The organism is Pseudomonas sp. GL_135 (assembly GCF_057834665.1).
In genome coordinates this window covers 293008-309084 of record NZ_CM174408.1, presented here as the reverse complement: position 1 = coordinate 309084, position 16077 = coordinate 293008, and the positions used below count along the sequence as shown (strand labels likewise).

Genomic DNA, 16077 nt, shown 5'->3' with positions numbered 1-16077 from the left:
TTATGAGTGCTGTACTGACGCCCAACGATTTCAACGACTACAAAGTCGCCGACATGTCCCTGGCTGGCTGGGGCCGTCGCGAAACCATCATCGCCGAATCCGAAATGCCAGCCCTGATGGGCCTGCGTCGCAAGTACGCTGGCGAACAACCGCTCAAGGGCGCGAAGATTCTCGGTTGCATCCACATGACCATTCAGACTGCCGTGCTGATCGAAACCCTGGTTGCCCTGGGTGCCGAAGTACGCTGGTCGTCCTGCAACATCTTCTCGACTCAGGATCAGGCCGCTGCTGCCATTGCTGCTGCCGGCATTCCTGTTTTCGCCTGGAAAGGCGAGACCGAAGCCGAGTACGAGTGGTGCCTGGAGCAGACCATCCTCAAGGACGGTCAGCCATGGGACGCCAACATGATCCTCGACGACGGCGGCGACCTGACCGAGCTGCTGCACAAGAAATACCCGGCCATCCTGGACCGCGTCCACGGCGTGACCGAAGAGACCACCACGGGCGTTCACCGCCTGCTGGACATGCTGGCCAAGGGCGAACTGAAGATCCCTGCGATCAACGTCAACGACTCGGTCACCAAGAGCAAGAACGACAACAAGTACGGCTGCCGTCACAGCCTGAACGACGCCATCAAGCGCGGTACCGACCACCTGTTGTCCGGCAAGCAAGCGCTGGTCATCGGCTATGGTGACGTGGGCAAGGGTTCGGCTCAGTCGCTGCGTCAGGAAGGCATGATCGTCAAGGTCACCGAAGTCGACCCGATCTGCGCCATGCAAGCGTGCATGGACGGTTTCGAATTGGTTTCGCCTTTCATCGACGGCGAGAACGACGGCACCGAAGCGAGCATCGACAAAGCACTGCTGGGCAAGATCGACCTGATCGTTACCACTACCGGTAACGTCAACGTCTGCGACGCCAACATGCTCAAGGCCCTGAAGAAACGCGCCGTGGTCTGCAACATCGGTCACTTCGACAACGAAATCGACACGGCTTTCATGCGCAAGAACTGGGCATGGGAAGAAGTGAAGCCGCAAGTGCACAAGATCCACCGCACCGGCGCTGGCCAGTTTGACCCGCAGAACGACGACTACCTGATCCTGCTGGCCGAAGGTCGTCTGGTGAACCTGGGCAACGCAACCGGTCACCCGAGCCGCATCATGGACGGCTCGTTCGCCAACCAGGTGCTGGCACAGATCTTCCTGTTCAACCAGAAGTACGCTGACCTGAGCCCTGCTCAGAAAGCCGAGCGTCTGACCGTTGAAGTGTTGCCGAAGAAGCTGGACGAAGAAGTGGCCCTGGAAATGGTACGCGGCTTCGGCGGCGTCGTGACCAAGCTGACCAAGACCCAGGCCGACTACATCGGCGTGACCGTCGAAGGTCCGTTCAAGCCGCACGCTTATCGCTACTAAGCAGTAAGCGGCAAGCTTCAAGCGGCAAGTAAAGGCATCACCATTGTGAGCACTTGCCGCGTCAGGCTTTAAATCGTCCAAGCATTTAGCAGCACCAGGTGGCAAGCCTTGAGCTGCAGGATACGGCGCACCGCCACTCTTGCAGCTTATGGCTTGTAGCTTGCCGCTGGAGACTCGCTCCATGAGCCAAGACCGTAGCTACAGTTTCGAATTCTTCCCGACGAAGACCGACGCTGGTCATGAAAAACTGCTTGCCACGGCGCGTACGCTGGCCAGCTACAACCCCGAATTTTTCTCCTGCACTTACGGTGCCGGGGGTTCCACGCGCGATCGCACGATCAACACCGTGCTGCAGCTGGAAAAAGAAGTGCACGTCCCGGCCGCTCCGCACTTGTCGTGTGTCGGTGACAGCAAGGCTGACCTGCGCAGCTTGCTGACGCAGTACCAGCAAGCCGGCATCAAACGTATCGTTGCCCTGCGCGGTGACCTGCCCTCAGGCATGGGCATGGCCAGCGGTGAGTTGCGTTATGCCAATGACCTGGTGAGCTTCATTCGAGAAGAAACCGGCGATCACTTTCACATCGAAGTCGCGGCTTACCCCGAGATGCACCCACAGGCGCGCAACTTCGAAGACGATCTGAAAAACTTTGTGCGCAAGGCCAACGCCGGCGCCAACAGTGCGATCACCCAGTACTTCTTCAACGCTGACAGCTACTTCCACTTCGTCGAGCGCGTACGGAAGATGGGCGTGGATATTCCGATCGTGCCAGGCATCATGCCGATCACCAACTACAGCAAACTGGCGCGCTTTTCGGACGCATGCGGTGCGGAGATCCCGCGCTGGGTTCGCAAGCAGCTGGAAGCGTACGGCGATGACACGGTGAGCATTCAGGCGTTTGGCGAGCAGGTCATCACCGAGATGTGCGAACGACTGCTGCACGGTGGTGCCCCCGGTTTGCATTTCTACACGCTGAATCAGGCCGAACCCAGTTTGGCGGTGTGGAACAACCTCAAGCTCTCTGCACAATAACGGTTTCAATCCAGACGGATTGAAACCATGCTGGCTTCACCGGCAGGCTTCGTCACCCCGAGGCCTGCCAGCCCCGTCATTGAGCCCAGCCTTCTGTTTTTGTTGAGAATCATTGCTTTTATTTAGTTTGCTCGCGTCGTAATCTCGCGCGCATGCCGCCCATCCTCCCACTATTCATTGCCGCTCTTCTCGCCTGCCTGAGCTTCAGCGCGCTGGGCGAAAAACTGCGGATCGTCACCGAACCCTGGTCCCCGTACGTCATCGTGGACGACAACCATGCCTCCGGGCTGGATTACGACACGACGGCGGTTGTCTTCGAGCGTCTGGGCATCGACGTCGAGTGGCAGTTTCTCCCGTGGAAACGCTGCCTGATGATGCTCAGTGACGGCGAGGCCGACGGGGTTCTCGACATCTTCAAGGACGAAGCACGGCCTGACCTTTTGTATCCAAACGAACCGTTATCGAGCATCGACTGGGTGCTGTTTCAGGCCAATGCCCGGCCGCATGCCTTCAATGGCGTAGAAGACCTGCACGGGCTGACCGTCGGCGTCTCTCCGGGTTATCGATACAGCCCGGCGTTTGACAGCTCGACGGCGTTCATCCGCGAGCCTGCGCCCAGCCATGAAGCGAACTTCGGCAAACTGATTCGCGGCCGCATCGATTTGATGGTGACCGATCGCCTGCTGGGTCGACAGATGATCGAGCGACTCAAGCTGGAAGGCCAGGTCAGTCAGTTGCCGACCGTGCTCAATCACCGGGGGCAGTACCTGGCGCTGCGCCCCAATGCCGGCATGGACTTGCTGGCCCAGCGCTTCAGCGCAGAACTCAAGCGTTTCAAGCGCGAACCCGCGTACGCAAAACTGGTGGAGCGGTACACCGGCGAAACACTGACGACATTGCCTGCAGAACCGGGGGAAAGTGTCGATAAAACCGTTGAGCAGCAGGAAAGCAGCGCGTTGTGATTGCTCTGTTATACTCCGGCGTCCCCGCCAGGCTTGCGCCCGGGTGCACGGTCTCACAGAAGACTTCTCGAACACGTCAGCAGCGCACTTTTTGCGCCCCTGCCCGAGTTGAACTTACAGACCTCCACAGGACCGGACGCCATTGCACCTTCCAAGGAGTGTGCGATGACCGCAGCAGGGTCGAGCGCATTCACGTTACGTGCAGAACCTTTAGTCTGCGCCTGGAAGATCATCCCTATTTGGGCCTCTATGGCCCCAACTCAAGACAGGATTACTCATGTCCTTTGCTTCCCTCGGTCTCTCCGAGGCTTTAGTCAGCGCCATCGAGGCTGCTGGCTACACCCAGCCTACCCCGGTGCAACAGCGGGCCATTCCCGCCGTGTTGCAAGGCCGCGATCTGATGGTCGCCGCCCAGACAGGTACTGGTAAAACCGGTGGTTTCGCCCTCCCAATCCTGGAGCGGTTGTTTCCCAACGGTCATCCGGACAAATCCCAGCGTCACGGCCCGCGCCAACCCCGCGTCCTGGTCCTGACCCCGACCCGTGAACTGGCCGCTCAAGTCCACGACAGCTTCAAGATCTACGCCAAGAACCTCAAGTTCGTCAGTACCTGCATCTTCGGCGGTGTCGGCATGAACCCACAGGTCCAGGCCATGGCGCGCGGCGTCGACGTACTGGTCTCCTGCCCGGGTCGTTTGCTCGATCTGGCCGGTCAGGGCAGCGTCGATCTGTCCCACGTTGAAATCCTCGTGCTGGACGAAGCCGACCGCATGCTCGACATGGGCTTTGTTCACGACGTGAAGAAAGTCCTCGCCCGCTTGCCGTCCAAGCGTCAGAACCTGCTCTTCTCGGCAACGTTCTCGCAGGACATCACCGCGCTGGCCGGCAAACTGCTGCACAACCCGGAACGCATCGAAGTCACGCCGCCGAACACCACGGTCGAGCGCATCGAACAGCGCGTTTTCCGTCTGCCGGCCAACCACAAACGTTCGCTTCTGGCGCACTTGATCACTCAAGGCGCGTGGGAACAGGTGCTGGTGTTTACCCGCACCAAGCACGGCGCCAACCGCCTGGCCGAGTACCTGGACAAACACGGCCTCAGCGCTGTGGCGATCCACGGTAACAAAAGCCAGAACGCGCGCACCAAAGCGTTGGCGGATTTCAAGGCTGGGACCGTCCGCATCATGGTCGCGACCGACATCGCTGCCCGCGGCCTGGACATTGACCAGCTGCCCCACGTGGTCAACTTCGAGCTGCCTAACGTCGACGAAGACTACGTGCATCGAATCGGTCGTACCGGTCGCGCAGGGCGTAGCGGCGAGGCGATCTCGCTGGTTGCCCCGGACGAAGAGAAGCTGCTGAAAAGCATCGAGCGCATGACCAAGCAGAAGATTGCCGACGGCGATCTGATGGGCTTCGACATCACGGCCGTTGAAGCCGAGAAGCCGGAAGTCCGCGAGCGTCCGGACGTGCGTAACCCACGCAATGCCCGTGGCCCGCGTGGCGACGGTCCGAACGGCGGCGGCGGTGGTGGCGGTCGCAAGGACAAAGGCAAAGACAAGGGCAAGGAAAAGCCGGCATCGGCAGCGGCCGCACCTTCGGGCGAGCGCCCGGCACGTCCGGCGCGCCCGCAAAAGCCGCGTCAGGGCACCGCGTCGAGCGAGTCACGTCAGTCGCAGCCGGCAGCGTCAGGTGCGAATCGCGCACCCGACGAATTCCTCGATGACGAAGTGGACAACTTCGGTAACCGCGCCGACTACGTCAGCCCGTACCAGAACAAGAACCAGAGCCGCGGCCGTCGTCCGGGCGCTCCTGCCACTGGGGCCGCACCGGCACCGCGTGGTCAGGCGCCAGGCCGTAGCGGTCCACGCGGTGGTTCAGGCAGCGGTTCGGCCACCGGCGCTCCCGCCAGCACCGACACCGCCGGCGCTCCGGCCAAACGCAGCGGTCCTCGCAACGGCTCCGGCCGTGATGGTCAGGCTCGCCGTGAAGACCAGCCTCGTGCACGTCGCCCGGCACGCGAAGACCAGCCAGCGCGTCAGGAACCAGCGGTTCGCGGCCCTCGCGACGGTCAGCCTGCACCGAAGATCATGCACAAAGAGTCCAAGGGTGATCGCTTCCCTTCGGCTGAACAACTTGATCAGCTGCCAAGCCGCCCACGCGGTGAAAAACCAGCCCTGCTGACCCGCAACCGCGAAGGTTAAGCAGCGCCGGTTGTTGAGTAGCAAATAAAACGCCCCGACTGGTTCGGGGCGTTTTTGTTTCTGCCTGTTCTTGAAACCCGGACCTCTTCCCGGCTGAAGCCAGTCCTACCAGCCTCGCGCACATCTGTAGGACTGGCTTTAGCCGGGAAGACGTCAATCGCCACGCTGCAAAATTGATGGCGCACACACCGGCCTCTTCCCGGCTAAAGCCGGTCCCACTGACCGCGCACATCTGGTAGGACTGGCTTTAGCCGGGAAGACGTCAAGCGCTACGCTGCAAATTGATGGCGCACACACCGGCCTCTTCCCGGCTAAAGCCGGTCCCACTGACACAAAAACGCCGACCCAAAGGTCGGCGCTTTATCACTACAACAACGGGTCTTACTTGGCTTTGACGCCTTCGAACGAGATGTCCAGGTCCATGGTGTCGGACTGCGGACCCAGGTCCATCATCTTGCCGAAATCAGAACGCTTGATCGAGGTCGTGCCCTCGAAGCCGGCACGGTAGCCGCCCCATGGATCCTTGCCTTCACCCAGGAAAGTGGTCTTGACCACAACCGACTTGGTCACGCCGTGCAGGGTCAGGTCGCCAGTCACGTCAGCCGTGGTTTTGCCATCGGCGTTCTTGCCGACGTTGCTGACCTTGGTGGAGACGAATTTGGCGTCAGGATAAGTTGCGACGTCCAGGAAGTCCTTGCTGCTGATGTGCTTGTCACGTTCAGCGTGGTTGGTGAAGACGCTGGCCGTCTTGACGTCGATGCTGATCTTGCTGTCTTCAGGCTTGGCGGCGTCGAAGCTGAATGTGCCGGTCCAGTCTTTGAACGTGCCGTAGATGAAGCTGTAGCCCAGGTGGCTGATCTTGAAGTTGATAAAAGCATGTTGTTGTTCTTTGTCGATCGTGTAATCGGCGGCCATTGCCTGACCGGCCGTCAGCAGCGCGGTACCAAGGGCCAGTGCAGCGAGTGTCTTTTTCAACATACGTCGTCTTCCTTTCTAGTTGAATTGAGTATCAGGCCTTGCGGCCAAGCATACGTACAACGGTGGCATCACGATCAACGAAGTGATGCTTCAAAGCGGCCAGCCCGTGGAGTCCTGCAAAAATCACCAAAGTCCAGGCCAGGTACAAGTGCACGGTGCCTGCTACGTCTGCCTGGTCTGGCAGTCCGCTGATCAAGGCAGGCACTTCGAACAATCCAAACACCGTAATCCCGACACCGTCTGCGGTGGAAATCAGGTACCCGGCGAACATCACCAGAAACAGGTCCAGGTACAGAAACGCATGGCCCAGTTTCGCAGCGGTTTTCACAAACCGGCTGTGGGAGGCAGGCGCTGCTGGCGGCGGGCTGACGAAGCGCCAGATCACCCGGATCAGCATGAACAGGAACAGCGTGATGCCGATGCTCTTGTGCAGGTCCGGGCCAGCCTTGCGCCACGTGTCGTAATAGCCCAGCCCTACCATCCACAACCCTAGCGCAAACATGCCGAACACCGTCAGCGCCACACCCCAATGCAAAACGATGCTGACCCAGCCATAGCGAGAAGAAGAGTTGCGTAGCTGCATGCTGAATATCCTGTGAGGGCCGAGGGAAAGACTAGCGGGTTATCTATCGAAAGAAAGCGCAAAATTCTGTTCTGAGAGATCAGGAAATACGATCAAAATGGCTTGTGACATTCTTCGTCGACGCCGATTATGTCAACGTTAAGCACTCAGCAACTTCAAGGAGAAGATCGGCCGAATCTCAGGAAGCGTCGGTCCAACGACAACGCGGACTTTGATATGCATGTTTTCGTACGATCCAGGATCGCATGCCGTTTGTGAAGGGATGCGGCGCGCGACTAAGGCCTTCTTATTTTGAGACACAGCCACGCCGAAGCCACCCAGCTAGGGCCTAATAAAACTGGAAGTAACGTCAGCGGGTGGTTTCAGACTGCCTACGTTGACTCGGCTGCTTACCAAGGATTCTGCGTGCTCAAATGATGATGAGTAATTTAAGCGCGATTATCTCGACTACCCAGGACCTTCACTCACCGGCTGCAGCGTTCACTGATTTATTGAAATCCACTAGGGCTTGCCAAGCGTTTGGTTGGCAGCCAAACATGTTGTCGCACCAAAGCTTCGCTTTGATAACATATTTTCCAGCGCCAACCGCGTCTTTCGACACCTGAGCAGCTAGTCTAGGGCTATTGGGGATAGGGTTGTAAGTGTCGAAGTAGTCAACACCGTAATTTTGGATCTTCGTACCTGCATGGCTTAAGACCCAACTTCTAGCTGCAGACCATTTAACTTGGCAAACATCTTCAGACTGGCAAGTTGGAAGCGTCCGCTGGACTTCTGCCTGCCAAGCTTCAGTTTGCTTATTGTTTGAGCAACCTGCCAATGCCGTTGTTACCAGCGCTAAAGCGAATAAAGTACGCATTTCATCTCCTTTGAATTGTCCGACTATGGCGATATGGCGCCACTAATTAAATATTATTAAAAGGAAATCCTTTTAGATTTTATGAGTTTGCGAGCGCTGGGTTTAGGCATAGCAAAACCCGCGCCGTCCGCGATATCGGAATTCCAACTGAGTCGCTACCCCCCAGAGAGACCACGCAGTTGAACCTCCGAATCGAGCACCGCACCATCGGGCACAGGTGCGATTGCTCGAACTGACACCACACAAGTTACATCGCTGTTTAGGTGCCCGGCAAAGCCGGCGTTGTCTTATCCTCTGTGGCCTTGGCCGGCGCTTTTTTCGCAGCGTCGGTTTTGGCCGGGGCTTTGTGAGTAGCTGCCGGTTTGGCCGGAGCCTTTTTAACCGGCTCCTTCTTCGCCGGTTCCTTCTTGGCCGGCGCCTTTTTCGCAGGTTCCACAGCCGCAGGCTTGGCCGGTTCAACCACTGGAGCCGGCGGCGGCGTTACCGGGGCAGGCGCTGGAGCCGGGGCCGGAGCAGGTGCTGGCGCTTTCTCGGCCGGTTTTGGCTCAGGCTTGGAACCGCCGAACATGTTGGAGAAGAAGCCGCCAATGCCGCCGCTGCTTTCCTTGGCCGGTTCAGGGGCCTTCGGTGGCGGTGCTTTCACCGGTTCGTACGATTTGCCTTCCGACAGACCCTGCACCTGAATCGCCGCGCGCTGACCTGAACGCAATGCGCCTTCCAGGGTGCCTGGGTACAAAGTGTCAGTATGTTCGCCGGCGAAGGCTACGCGCTGCAGTGGTCGTTCCCACAAGCGCCAGTATTTGCTGATCTGGCCCGGGCCGAACGCCAGGTAAGCGCCGCCGCTGGACGGGTCGATGCTGGAGCGACGCAGTTCATAACCGGTGAACGCGCCGCGGGCCTGTGGATAGAACGCCTGCATGCGGATCAGCACTTGATCCACCAGTTGCTTGTCGCCGAACGCCTGCATGATGCGGGCGTTGTCGCCGGACAGGTTGATCACGACGTTAGCGCCGCCCTTCAGCGCAGGCTCGACCCACAGCATGCCAAGGCCCGTGTTGCTGTAGATCTCGCCGGACATGCGCGCCTTGCTGTCCCAGACCGGGGTCTTGAATTTGAGCATGATCTGGTCATGCCAGCCGTAGTTGGTGCTTTTGATCGCGCCCAGACGCTGGGCGTCCAGGGCCGGGGTCATCTGGATCTTGCTCAGTGCGCGCAACGGCACGGCCAATACGACGTACTCGGCTTCGTAACCCAGCGAACCGACCTTGACGGTCACGCCGTCCTTGTCCTGGTTGATGGCCGACACCGGCGAATTGGTCTTGATGACTTTCAGCTGTTTGACGAATTCCTCGGCCAGCACCGCGCTGCCACCCGGCAGGCGAGCGGCGCGACGGTCGCGGTCGTCGACGTTGCGATTGACCCGCGTTTGTTGTGCGAGATACAGCAGCGACAGACGCGAAGGTTCGTCGTAGCGCGTACGAATCTGCTGATTGATCAACTGGCGTGCAGTCGGTGGCAGGCTCAGACGGTCCAGCCAGTTGGCGACGGTGATCTGGTCCAGTGCAAACAGCGTGCTGTTGGCTGCCGGGTTGTCCGGGTCGGTGATCGAGCGGGCCAGGTCATCCACTGCCGCTTCGTAGCGCTTGATGGCTTCAGCGGTCGCTGGCTGTTTGGTCGCCAGGTCGGCGCCGGTGAAGTACTCGCCTTCGATCAGGTAGCTCGGGGTCCGCACGAATTCCGGCGCGGGCACGGCCTTGATCTTGAAGCGATCAATGTACTGATTGAGCACCGGCTGGGCCTTGGCGTTGCCAATCCACTCGCTGCCGGCCAGACCGGAGCGGCCGCCAACGTTGGGTTTGGCTTCCAGCAAGGTGACTTGCCAGCCTTTGCTCTGCAGCTCGTAAGCCGTCGTGAGTCCCGCCAGACCGCCGCCGACGACGATCACCGTATGCGGCTTATCCACGGCAAGCGCTGAAGCGCTGACCATCCCAACCATCACCAACGCACAGGCGCGCAGCCAACCAGAAAGCATTCAGCGAACTCCGGAGAAAAACGGGGGGAATTGTCGGATTTTGTTGTCCGATTTTTCGAAGAGCGCGAAGGATACGCGAGCCGCGAAACGCCCGCCAGCAATGTCCGTCAGGCTTGAAAACGGCGTCCGCGGCGATTGAAAGAACGCGCTAAAGGTTGTCCCGCTGGCATGCATTGCATAGGCTTGCGCGATTGTTTGCCCTCGCGCCATGCGAGCCGCTATGTGGAGAAGAGTAATGGGCCTTAACGACCAGTGGATGCAGCGCGACCTGAAGGTCCTTTGGCACCCCTGCACCCAGATGAAAGACCACGAAAAACTGCCGCTGATTCCGATCAAGCGTGGCGAAGGGGTCTGGCTGGAGGACTTCGAAGGCAAGCGCTACCTCGACGCAGTCAGCTCGTGGTGGGTCAACGTATTCGGCCACGCCAACCCGCGCATCAATCAGCGCATCAAGGATCAGGTCGATCAGCTGGAGCACGTGATTCTGGCGGGTTTTAGTCATCAGCCGGTCATCGAACTGTCCGAGCGTCTGGTGGCGATGACCCCCGAAGGCCTGACACGCTGCTTCTACGCTGATAATGGTTCGTCCTGCATCGAAGTCGCGCTGAAAATGAGCTTTCACTATTGGCTCAATCGCGGCAAACCGGACAAGAAACGCTTCGTCACGCTGACCAACAGCTATCACGGCGAAACCATGGCAGCGATGGCGGTGGGCGATGTGCCGCTGTTCACCGAAACCTACAAGGCGCTGTTGATGGACACCATCAAAGTGCCGAGCCCGGACTGCTACCACCGGCCTGAAGGCGTGAGCTGGGAAGAGCACACCCGCACGATGTTCGCGGTGATGGAGCAGACCCTGGCCGAGCATCACGACGGCGTTGCGGCGGTGATCATCGAGCCGCTGATTCAGGGCGCCGGCGGCATGCGCATGTACGACCCGATTTACCTCAAGCTGCTGCGCGAGGCCTGCGACCGGTATGGCGTGCACCTGATTCATGACGAGATCGCAGTGGGCTTCGGTCGCACCGGGACCATGTTTGCCTGCGAGCAGGCCGGCATCCGTCCGGACTTCCTGTGCTTGTCCAAGGCGCTGACCGGCGGTTATCTGCCGCTGGCGGCCTGCATCACCACCGATGATGTGTACGACGCGTTTTACGACGACTACCCGACACTGCGCGCGTTTCTGCACTCCCACAGCTACACCGGCAACCCCTTGGCGTGCGCGGCGGCGTTGGCGACGCTGGATATTTTCGAGCAGGACAACGTCATCGAAAACAACAAGGCGCTGGCCCAGCGCATGAAGACCGCGACGGCGCATCTGGTCGATCACCCGAACGTCGCCGAAGTGCGGCAGACCGGGATGGCGATTGCCATCGAGATGGTGCAGGACAAAGCCAGCAAAACGCCGTATCCGTGGCAGGAACGGCGCGGGCTGAAGGTGTTCGAGCACGCGCTGACCCGAGGTGCTTTGCTGCGTCCGCTGGGCAGCGTGGTGTATTTCCTGCCGCCTTACGTAATCACGCCGGAGCAGATCGACTTTCTGGCTGACGTGGCGACCGAAGGGATCGACATCGCGACGCGCAGCGCCGTGAGTGTGGCGGTCAGGGAAAACTTCCATCCTGATTTTCGCGATCCGGGCTAGCAGCCCCTTAAATCCATTCTCCAGGTGCTGCCTTCAACACAATCTTTAGAGACACAACCATGAGACTGTCCCGCTTTTTCGTCGACGCCACCCTCAACGTCGGTGAGCACGAACTGCCAGAGGCCCAGGCCCATTACATCAGCCGCGTGTTGCGCATGTCTCAAGGCGACGCGGTGCAGTTGTTCGATGGCTCGGGCCATGAGTTTCGCGCCACGCTGGCGGAAGTCGGCAAAAAGCAGGTCCGGGTGCAGGTAAACGAAAGCTTCGCCGGTCAGCCGGAGTCGCCGTTGCACATCCACCTTGGGCAGGGCCTCTCAAGGGGTGAGCGGATGGATTGGGCGATTCAGAAAGCCACCGAGCTGGGCGTGACGCAAATCACCCCGATCATGAGCGAGCGCTGCGAAGTGCGCCTGAAAGATGAGCGTGCGGAGAAGCGTCAGGCACACTGGCAGCAGATCGCAATCAGTGCCTGTGAACAGTGCGGGCGCTCAGTGGTGCCGGTGATCCATGCTCCCGTGACCCTGGCCGACTGGCTCAAGCAGACAGAAGCGGACTTGAAGCTGGTGCTGCACCCGGTGGCCGCACCCCTGACCAGCCATGAAAAGCCCGGCAGTCTGGCGTTTCTGATTGGTCCGGAAGGCGGGCTGAACGACGCCGAAGTGGCTCAGGCGCAGGACGCCGGTTTCCACGCCGCCCGCCTCGGCCCCCGCGTGCTGCGCACCGAAACCGCGCCAGTGGTGGCGCTGAGCATCGCGCAACAGCTGTGGGGGGATTTCTAGGTTACAGACGGCACTGACCAAATGTAGGACCGGCTTTAGCCGGGAAAGCGTCAGGCGTCACGCTGCGAAATTGATGGCGCACACACCGGCCTCTCCCGTGTAGGACCGGCTTTAGCCGGGAAAGCGTCAGGCGTCACGCCGCGAGGTTTGGTGGCGCGCAGGCCGGCCTCTTCCCGGCTGAAGCCGGTCCCACTGGGGTCGCATGCATCCGCCAGAGATTTAGCGGATGTTCGTGCCTCTTCGCGAGCAAGCTCGGCTCCCACAGGAATGGTGTGAGTCAGCCAATATCGCGCCGCCATTGATGCACAACGCGTATGACAGTCATCATTCCGGTAACTCCGACTCTCGACGCCGGGCTTTCGCAGGCTCCGGGCGGGCGCAGGGCAGAAATTCTCCGCGCCCCGGTTCACCCAACGGACTGCCGTCCCACACCCTTTCCCCTCTGGCGAAGGTCATCGCCGGCCATGCACTCAAGCGCATCCCCTCGTACGGGGTGTAATCGACGTTGTGGTGCAGCATTTCGTTGCTCAGCTCGATGTCCAAGCCTTCATCCCAGATCACCAGATCCGCATCCGATCCAATGGCGATGCTGCCCTTGCGCGGGTACAAACCGTACAACCGCGCCGCATTGGTGGCCGTCAGCGCGACAAACGCCTGCGGGCTGATTCGCCCCTTGCGCACACCTTCCGACCAGAGCAGCGCCATGCGCGTCTCGACGCCCGGAATGCCATTGGCCACTTCGGAAAACGGCGCTGTCTCGCCGTGGGCACGTTTGCCGTCCGGGCCGCCGTAGCGAAACGGCGCGTGATCCGACGAGAACACTTCAAACGAGCCATTCTGCAGGCCGTCCCAAACCACTTGCTGATTGCCGGCGTCTCTCGGCGGCGGGCTGCAGATGCATTTCGCGCCTTCGAAGCTGTCATCGCAGCCCAGCGAATCTGCCGTCAAAAACAGATACTGCGGGCAGGTTTCGCCGTAGACCTTCAAGCCGTGGCTCTGCGCCCAGCGGATCTGCTCGATGGCCTCACGCCCCGACACATGGACGATGAGAATCGGCACATCCACCAGCTCGGCCAGTGCAATGGCCCGGTGGGTGGCCTCGCGCTCGACCAGCATTGGTCGGGAGGTCGCGTGATAACGCGGCGCGCTATGGCCGGCGGCGAGCAGGCGCTCGGTCAACCAGGCGATGCAGTCGCTGTTTTCAGCGTGCAGCATCACCATCGCGCCTTCGGCCCTCGCCACCGACAGGGTTTCCAGAATCTCCCGGTCGTTGAGCTTCAGCGCGTCGTAGGTCATGTAGATCTTGAATGAGGTGTAGCCCTCGGCAATCAGCTCGGGCAGCTCACGGCGCAGCACGTCGTCGGTGGGGTCGGTGACAATGAGGTGAAACGCGTAATCGATGATTGCCCGACCGTCCGCGCGCCGATGGTAATCCTCCACCGCCGCCCGCAGGCTTTGTCCCTTCTGCTGGCAGGCAAAGGGAATCACCGTTGTCGTCCCGCCACACGCGGCTGAACGGGTGCCGCTTTCGAAATCATCGGCCATGACCGAACCGTCGCCGGTCGGCTGATCCAGATGCACATGGCTGTCGATCCCGCCGGGCGTGACGATTCGCCCACGCGCATCGACTTCCTCTGCGGCACCTTGCAGGCCCAGGCCCAGCGCGACAATTCGGCCGTCGCGCACGCCGATGTCGCACAGGAAGCCGTCCGCCGCCGTCACCACATTGGCGTTGCGGATGATCAGATCAAAAGCCTGCATGTCGTTCACTCCGTCAGGCGCGGGTCAGCCAGGCCTTGGCGATCTCTTCGCGGGTGGTGAACCAGACGCCTTCGCGGGCCTGGGCGTACTCGATGAAGTGCTTGATCGCGCGGACCCGGCCAGGACGTCCGACCATGCGCGGGTGCAGCCCGATGGACATCATTCGCAAGCCGTTGGCGGATTCTTCGTACAGCACATCGAAGCTTTCCTTCATGTACTCGAGGAAATCGGACGCCTGAGACAAGCCCGGGGAGTTCCAGTAACGGAAGTCGTTGACGTCGCTGGTGTACGGCACCACCAGATGTTGCTTGCCCTCGACGTCGACGAAATACGGAACGTCATCGTTGTAGGCGTCGGAGTCATAGAGAAAACCGCCCTCTTCCGCCACCAGCCGACGCGTATGAACGCTGGCGCCATAGCGGCAATACCAGCCCACCGGACGTTTGCCGCAGGTGCGCTCGAACGACTCGATCGCCAGACGAATGTGCTCGCGTTCCTCGGCCTCGGTCAGGCGGAACACTTCTTCCCAGCGGTAACCGTGGCTGCAGATTTCATGACCCAATTCGACGGCGGCCTTTGCCACATCCGGGTTCTGCTCGAAAGCCACCGCGCAGGCATGAAAGGTCGCCGGGACGCTGGCCTGTTGCAGGATGTCGAGGATCCGCCAGATGCCAACGCGGGCGCCGTACTCGTACATCGACTCCATCGCCAGATTGCGCACGCCGTCGGGAAACTGATAGCTGCCCCACTCGGTCATGCTCTCCTGGTCGGGATCACCCATGGCCAGGGAGCGCTCCGAGCCTTCTTCGTAATTGATGACAAAGTTGACGGCCAGCCGCGCGCCATTGGGCCAGGTGCCTTGGGGGCGCTGCCGGCCGTAGCCGACCAGATCTCGAATGGGTGACGCCATAAAAGCCTACTCCTGCAACGTTCGATCAGTCGGCCGACCGCCAAGCCAAGGCTCAGCAGTCGATGGTTTTCAGTGCATCGTGGTCCGGACCATCGAGGGTCTGACCGGTCCGGAACGCCAGGCCCATGGCCAGGGTCTGCGCAATGCAGAAAGCGGCGGTTAGCGAGCGAAAGCCCAGCAGCTCGGCGTCGTTGACCTCGATCATCACCGACGCAGTTTGTCCGATGGGGCTGAGAATGCTGTCAGTGATCGCCACGATGGGCGTCCCCGCAGCAACCGCTTGCTGGCAGGCGTCGATGGTTTCCTGCGCGTACGGCGGAAAACTCACCGCCACCAGCACGTCATCGCCGTGCAGCGCGCCGACCTGCTCGCGCAAACTGCCGCCCAGGCCGCTGATGTGTACGGCACGACGACCGACACGGCTGAGGGCGTAACTCAGGTAGGAGGCCATGGGAAACGAACGGCGCATGCCGACCACGAAGGTGGTGCGCGCCTGTTCCAACAGCTCGATGGCGCGTTCGATGGCCTCGACCTGCTCGCCTTCGGCCAGGTGCTCCAGCGAAACGATATTCGCGCGACTGAACGCCGAGAGCATGGCGCCCACATCGGTGGGATCGTCGAGCAGTTGCTCGCCACGGTAATGCCGGATGCGCTCTTTGAAACTGCCCTGCCCGGCCTGCTGCAACGGCTGCTTGAACAAGCGCTGCAGATCGCTGAACCCGCCGAAGCCCAGCGCCTGGGCCAGCCGAATGAACGCCGACGACGGGATGCTGGAGATCTTCGCCAGCGCCGCGACCGTGTTCAGTGCCACATCGTGGGGGTGCTCGTTCAGGTAATGCGCCGCGTCACGCTGCCGCGCGGTCAGGCGTTCCTGATGTTCGACGATGGCGGCACGCAGCTCGGCCAGGGTTTGGGGTACAGGCATAAAA

The 16077-nt window shown here is 60.5% G+C and carries 13 protein-coding genes; 6 read left to right on the top strand and 7 right to left on the bottom strand.

Annotated features, from left to right (window positions below; genetic code table 11):
- Window positions 1-2: 2 nt before the first annotated feature.
- From ahcY to rhlE2, 4 genes are all read left to right on the top strand, one after another.
- Window positions 3-1412, top strand: a complete 1410-nt coding sequence (gene ahcY, locus AC3ISG_RS01400) for an adenosylhomocysteinase (RefSeq protein WP_489298366.1) — start codon at window positions 3-5, stop codon at window positions 1410-1412.
- Window positions 1413-1593: 181 nt separating this feature from the next.
- Window positions 1594-2442 carry a methylenetetrahydrofolate reductase [NAD(P)H] gene (gene metF / locus AC3ISG_RS01395; protein WP_122536436.1) on the top strand — a complete coding sequence of 283 codons (849 nt, stop codon included), beginning with the start codon at window positions 1594-1596 and terminating at the stop codon, window positions 2440-2442.
- A gap of 152 nt (window positions 2443-2594) precedes the next feature.
- Window positions 2595-3404 (top strand): substrate-binding periplasmic protein, encoded by an 810-nt coding sequence (locus AC3ISG_RS01390; RefSeq protein ID WP_122536435.1) that lies wholly within the window; start codon window positions 2595-2597, stop codon window positions 3402-3404.
- A 277-nt stretch (window positions 3405-3681) separates the two neighbouring features.
- On the top strand, window positions 3682-5607 hold the full coding sequence (rhlE2, locus tag AC3ISG_RS01385) for an RNA helicase RhlE2 (RefSeq protein ID WP_489298365.1): 1926 nt from the start codon (window positions 3682-3684) through the stop codon (window positions 5605-5607).
- Window positions 5608-5988: 381 nt separating this feature from the next.
- On the opposite strand, the gene AC3ISG_RS01380 is transcribed toward rhlE2, so the two are convergent.
- The 4 genes from AC3ISG_RS01380 to AC3ISG_RS01365 all read right to left on the bottom strand — a co-directional run bounded on the left by AC3ISG_RS01380 (window position 5989) and on the right by AC3ISG_RS01365 (window position 10056).
- Window positions 5989-6585, bottom strand: coding sequence for a YceI family protein (locus tag AC3ISG_RS01380; protein ID WP_489298364.1), 597 nt, complete (start codon window positions 6583-6585; stop codon window positions 5989-5991).
- Window positions 6586-6616: 31 nt separating this feature from the next.
- The gene (locus AC3ISG_RS01375; protein ID WP_489298363.1) at window positions 6617-7168 is read right to left on the bottom strand and encodes a cytochrome b; all 552 of its coding nucleotides are present in this window, start codon (window positions 7166-7168) and stop codon (window positions 6617-6619) included.
- A 460-nt stretch (window positions 7169-7628) separates the two neighbouring features.
- Complete coding sequence (locus tag AC3ISG_RS01370) at window positions 7629-8024, bottom strand: hypothetical protein (RefSeq protein ID WP_489298362.1); 396 nt, start codon at window positions 8022-8024, stop codon at window positions 7629-7631.
- A 259-nt stretch (window positions 8025-8283) separates the two neighbouring features.
- Window positions 8284-10056, bottom strand: coding sequence for an FAD-dependent oxidoreductase (locus AC3ISG_RS01365; protein ID WP_489298361.1), 1773 nt, complete (start codon window positions 10054-10056; stop codon window positions 8284-8286).
- 235 nt (window positions 10057-10291) lie between these two features.
- On the opposite strand from AC3ISG_RS01365, the gene AC3ISG_RS01360 reads away from it, so the two are divergent.
- Both AC3ISG_RS01360 and AC3ISG_RS01355 read left to right on the top strand, forming a co-directional pair.
- Entirely contained in the window at window positions 10292-11698 is a 1407-nt protein-coding gene (locus AC3ISG_RS01360) for an adenosylmethionine--8-amino-7-oxononanoate transaminase (protein WP_489298360.1), read from the top strand.
- A 59-nt stretch (window positions 11699-11757) separates the two neighbouring features.
- Window positions 11758-12477 carry a 16S rRNA (uracil(1498)-N(3))-methyltransferase gene (locus AC3ISG_RS01355; RefSeq protein WP_489298359.1) on the top strand — a complete coding sequence of 240 codons (720 nt, stop codon included), beginning with the start codon at window positions 11758-11760 and terminating at the stop codon, window positions 12475-12477.
- A 324-nt stretch (window positions 12478-12801) separates the two neighbouring features.
- On the opposite strand, the gene hydA is transcribed toward AC3ISG_RS01355, so the two are convergent.
- The 3 genes from hydA to AC3ISG_RS01340 are packed head-to-tail and all read right to left on the bottom strand — an operon-like array spanning window position 12802 to window position 16073.
- Window positions 12802-14238, bottom strand: a complete 1437-nt coding sequence (gene hydA / locus AC3ISG_RS01350; RefSeq protein ID WP_489298358.1) for a dihydropyrimidinase — start codon at window positions 14236-14238, stop codon at window positions 12802-12804.
- Between the two features lie 13 nt (window positions 14239-14251).
- Window positions 14252-15148: an allantoinase PuuE gene (locus AC3ISG_RS01345; RefSeq protein ID WP_489298357.1), complete on the bottom strand. Its 897-nt coding sequence runs from the start codon at window positions 15146-15148 to the stop codon at window positions 14252-14254.
- Window positions 15149-15200: 52 nt separating this feature from the next.
- On the bottom strand, window positions 15201-16073 hold the full coding sequence (locus AC3ISG_RS01340; RefSeq protein WP_485620347.1) for a MurR/RpiR family transcriptional regulator: 873 nt from the start codon (window positions 16071-16073) through the stop codon (window positions 15201-15203).
- Window positions 16074-16077 lie beyond the last annotated feature (4 nt).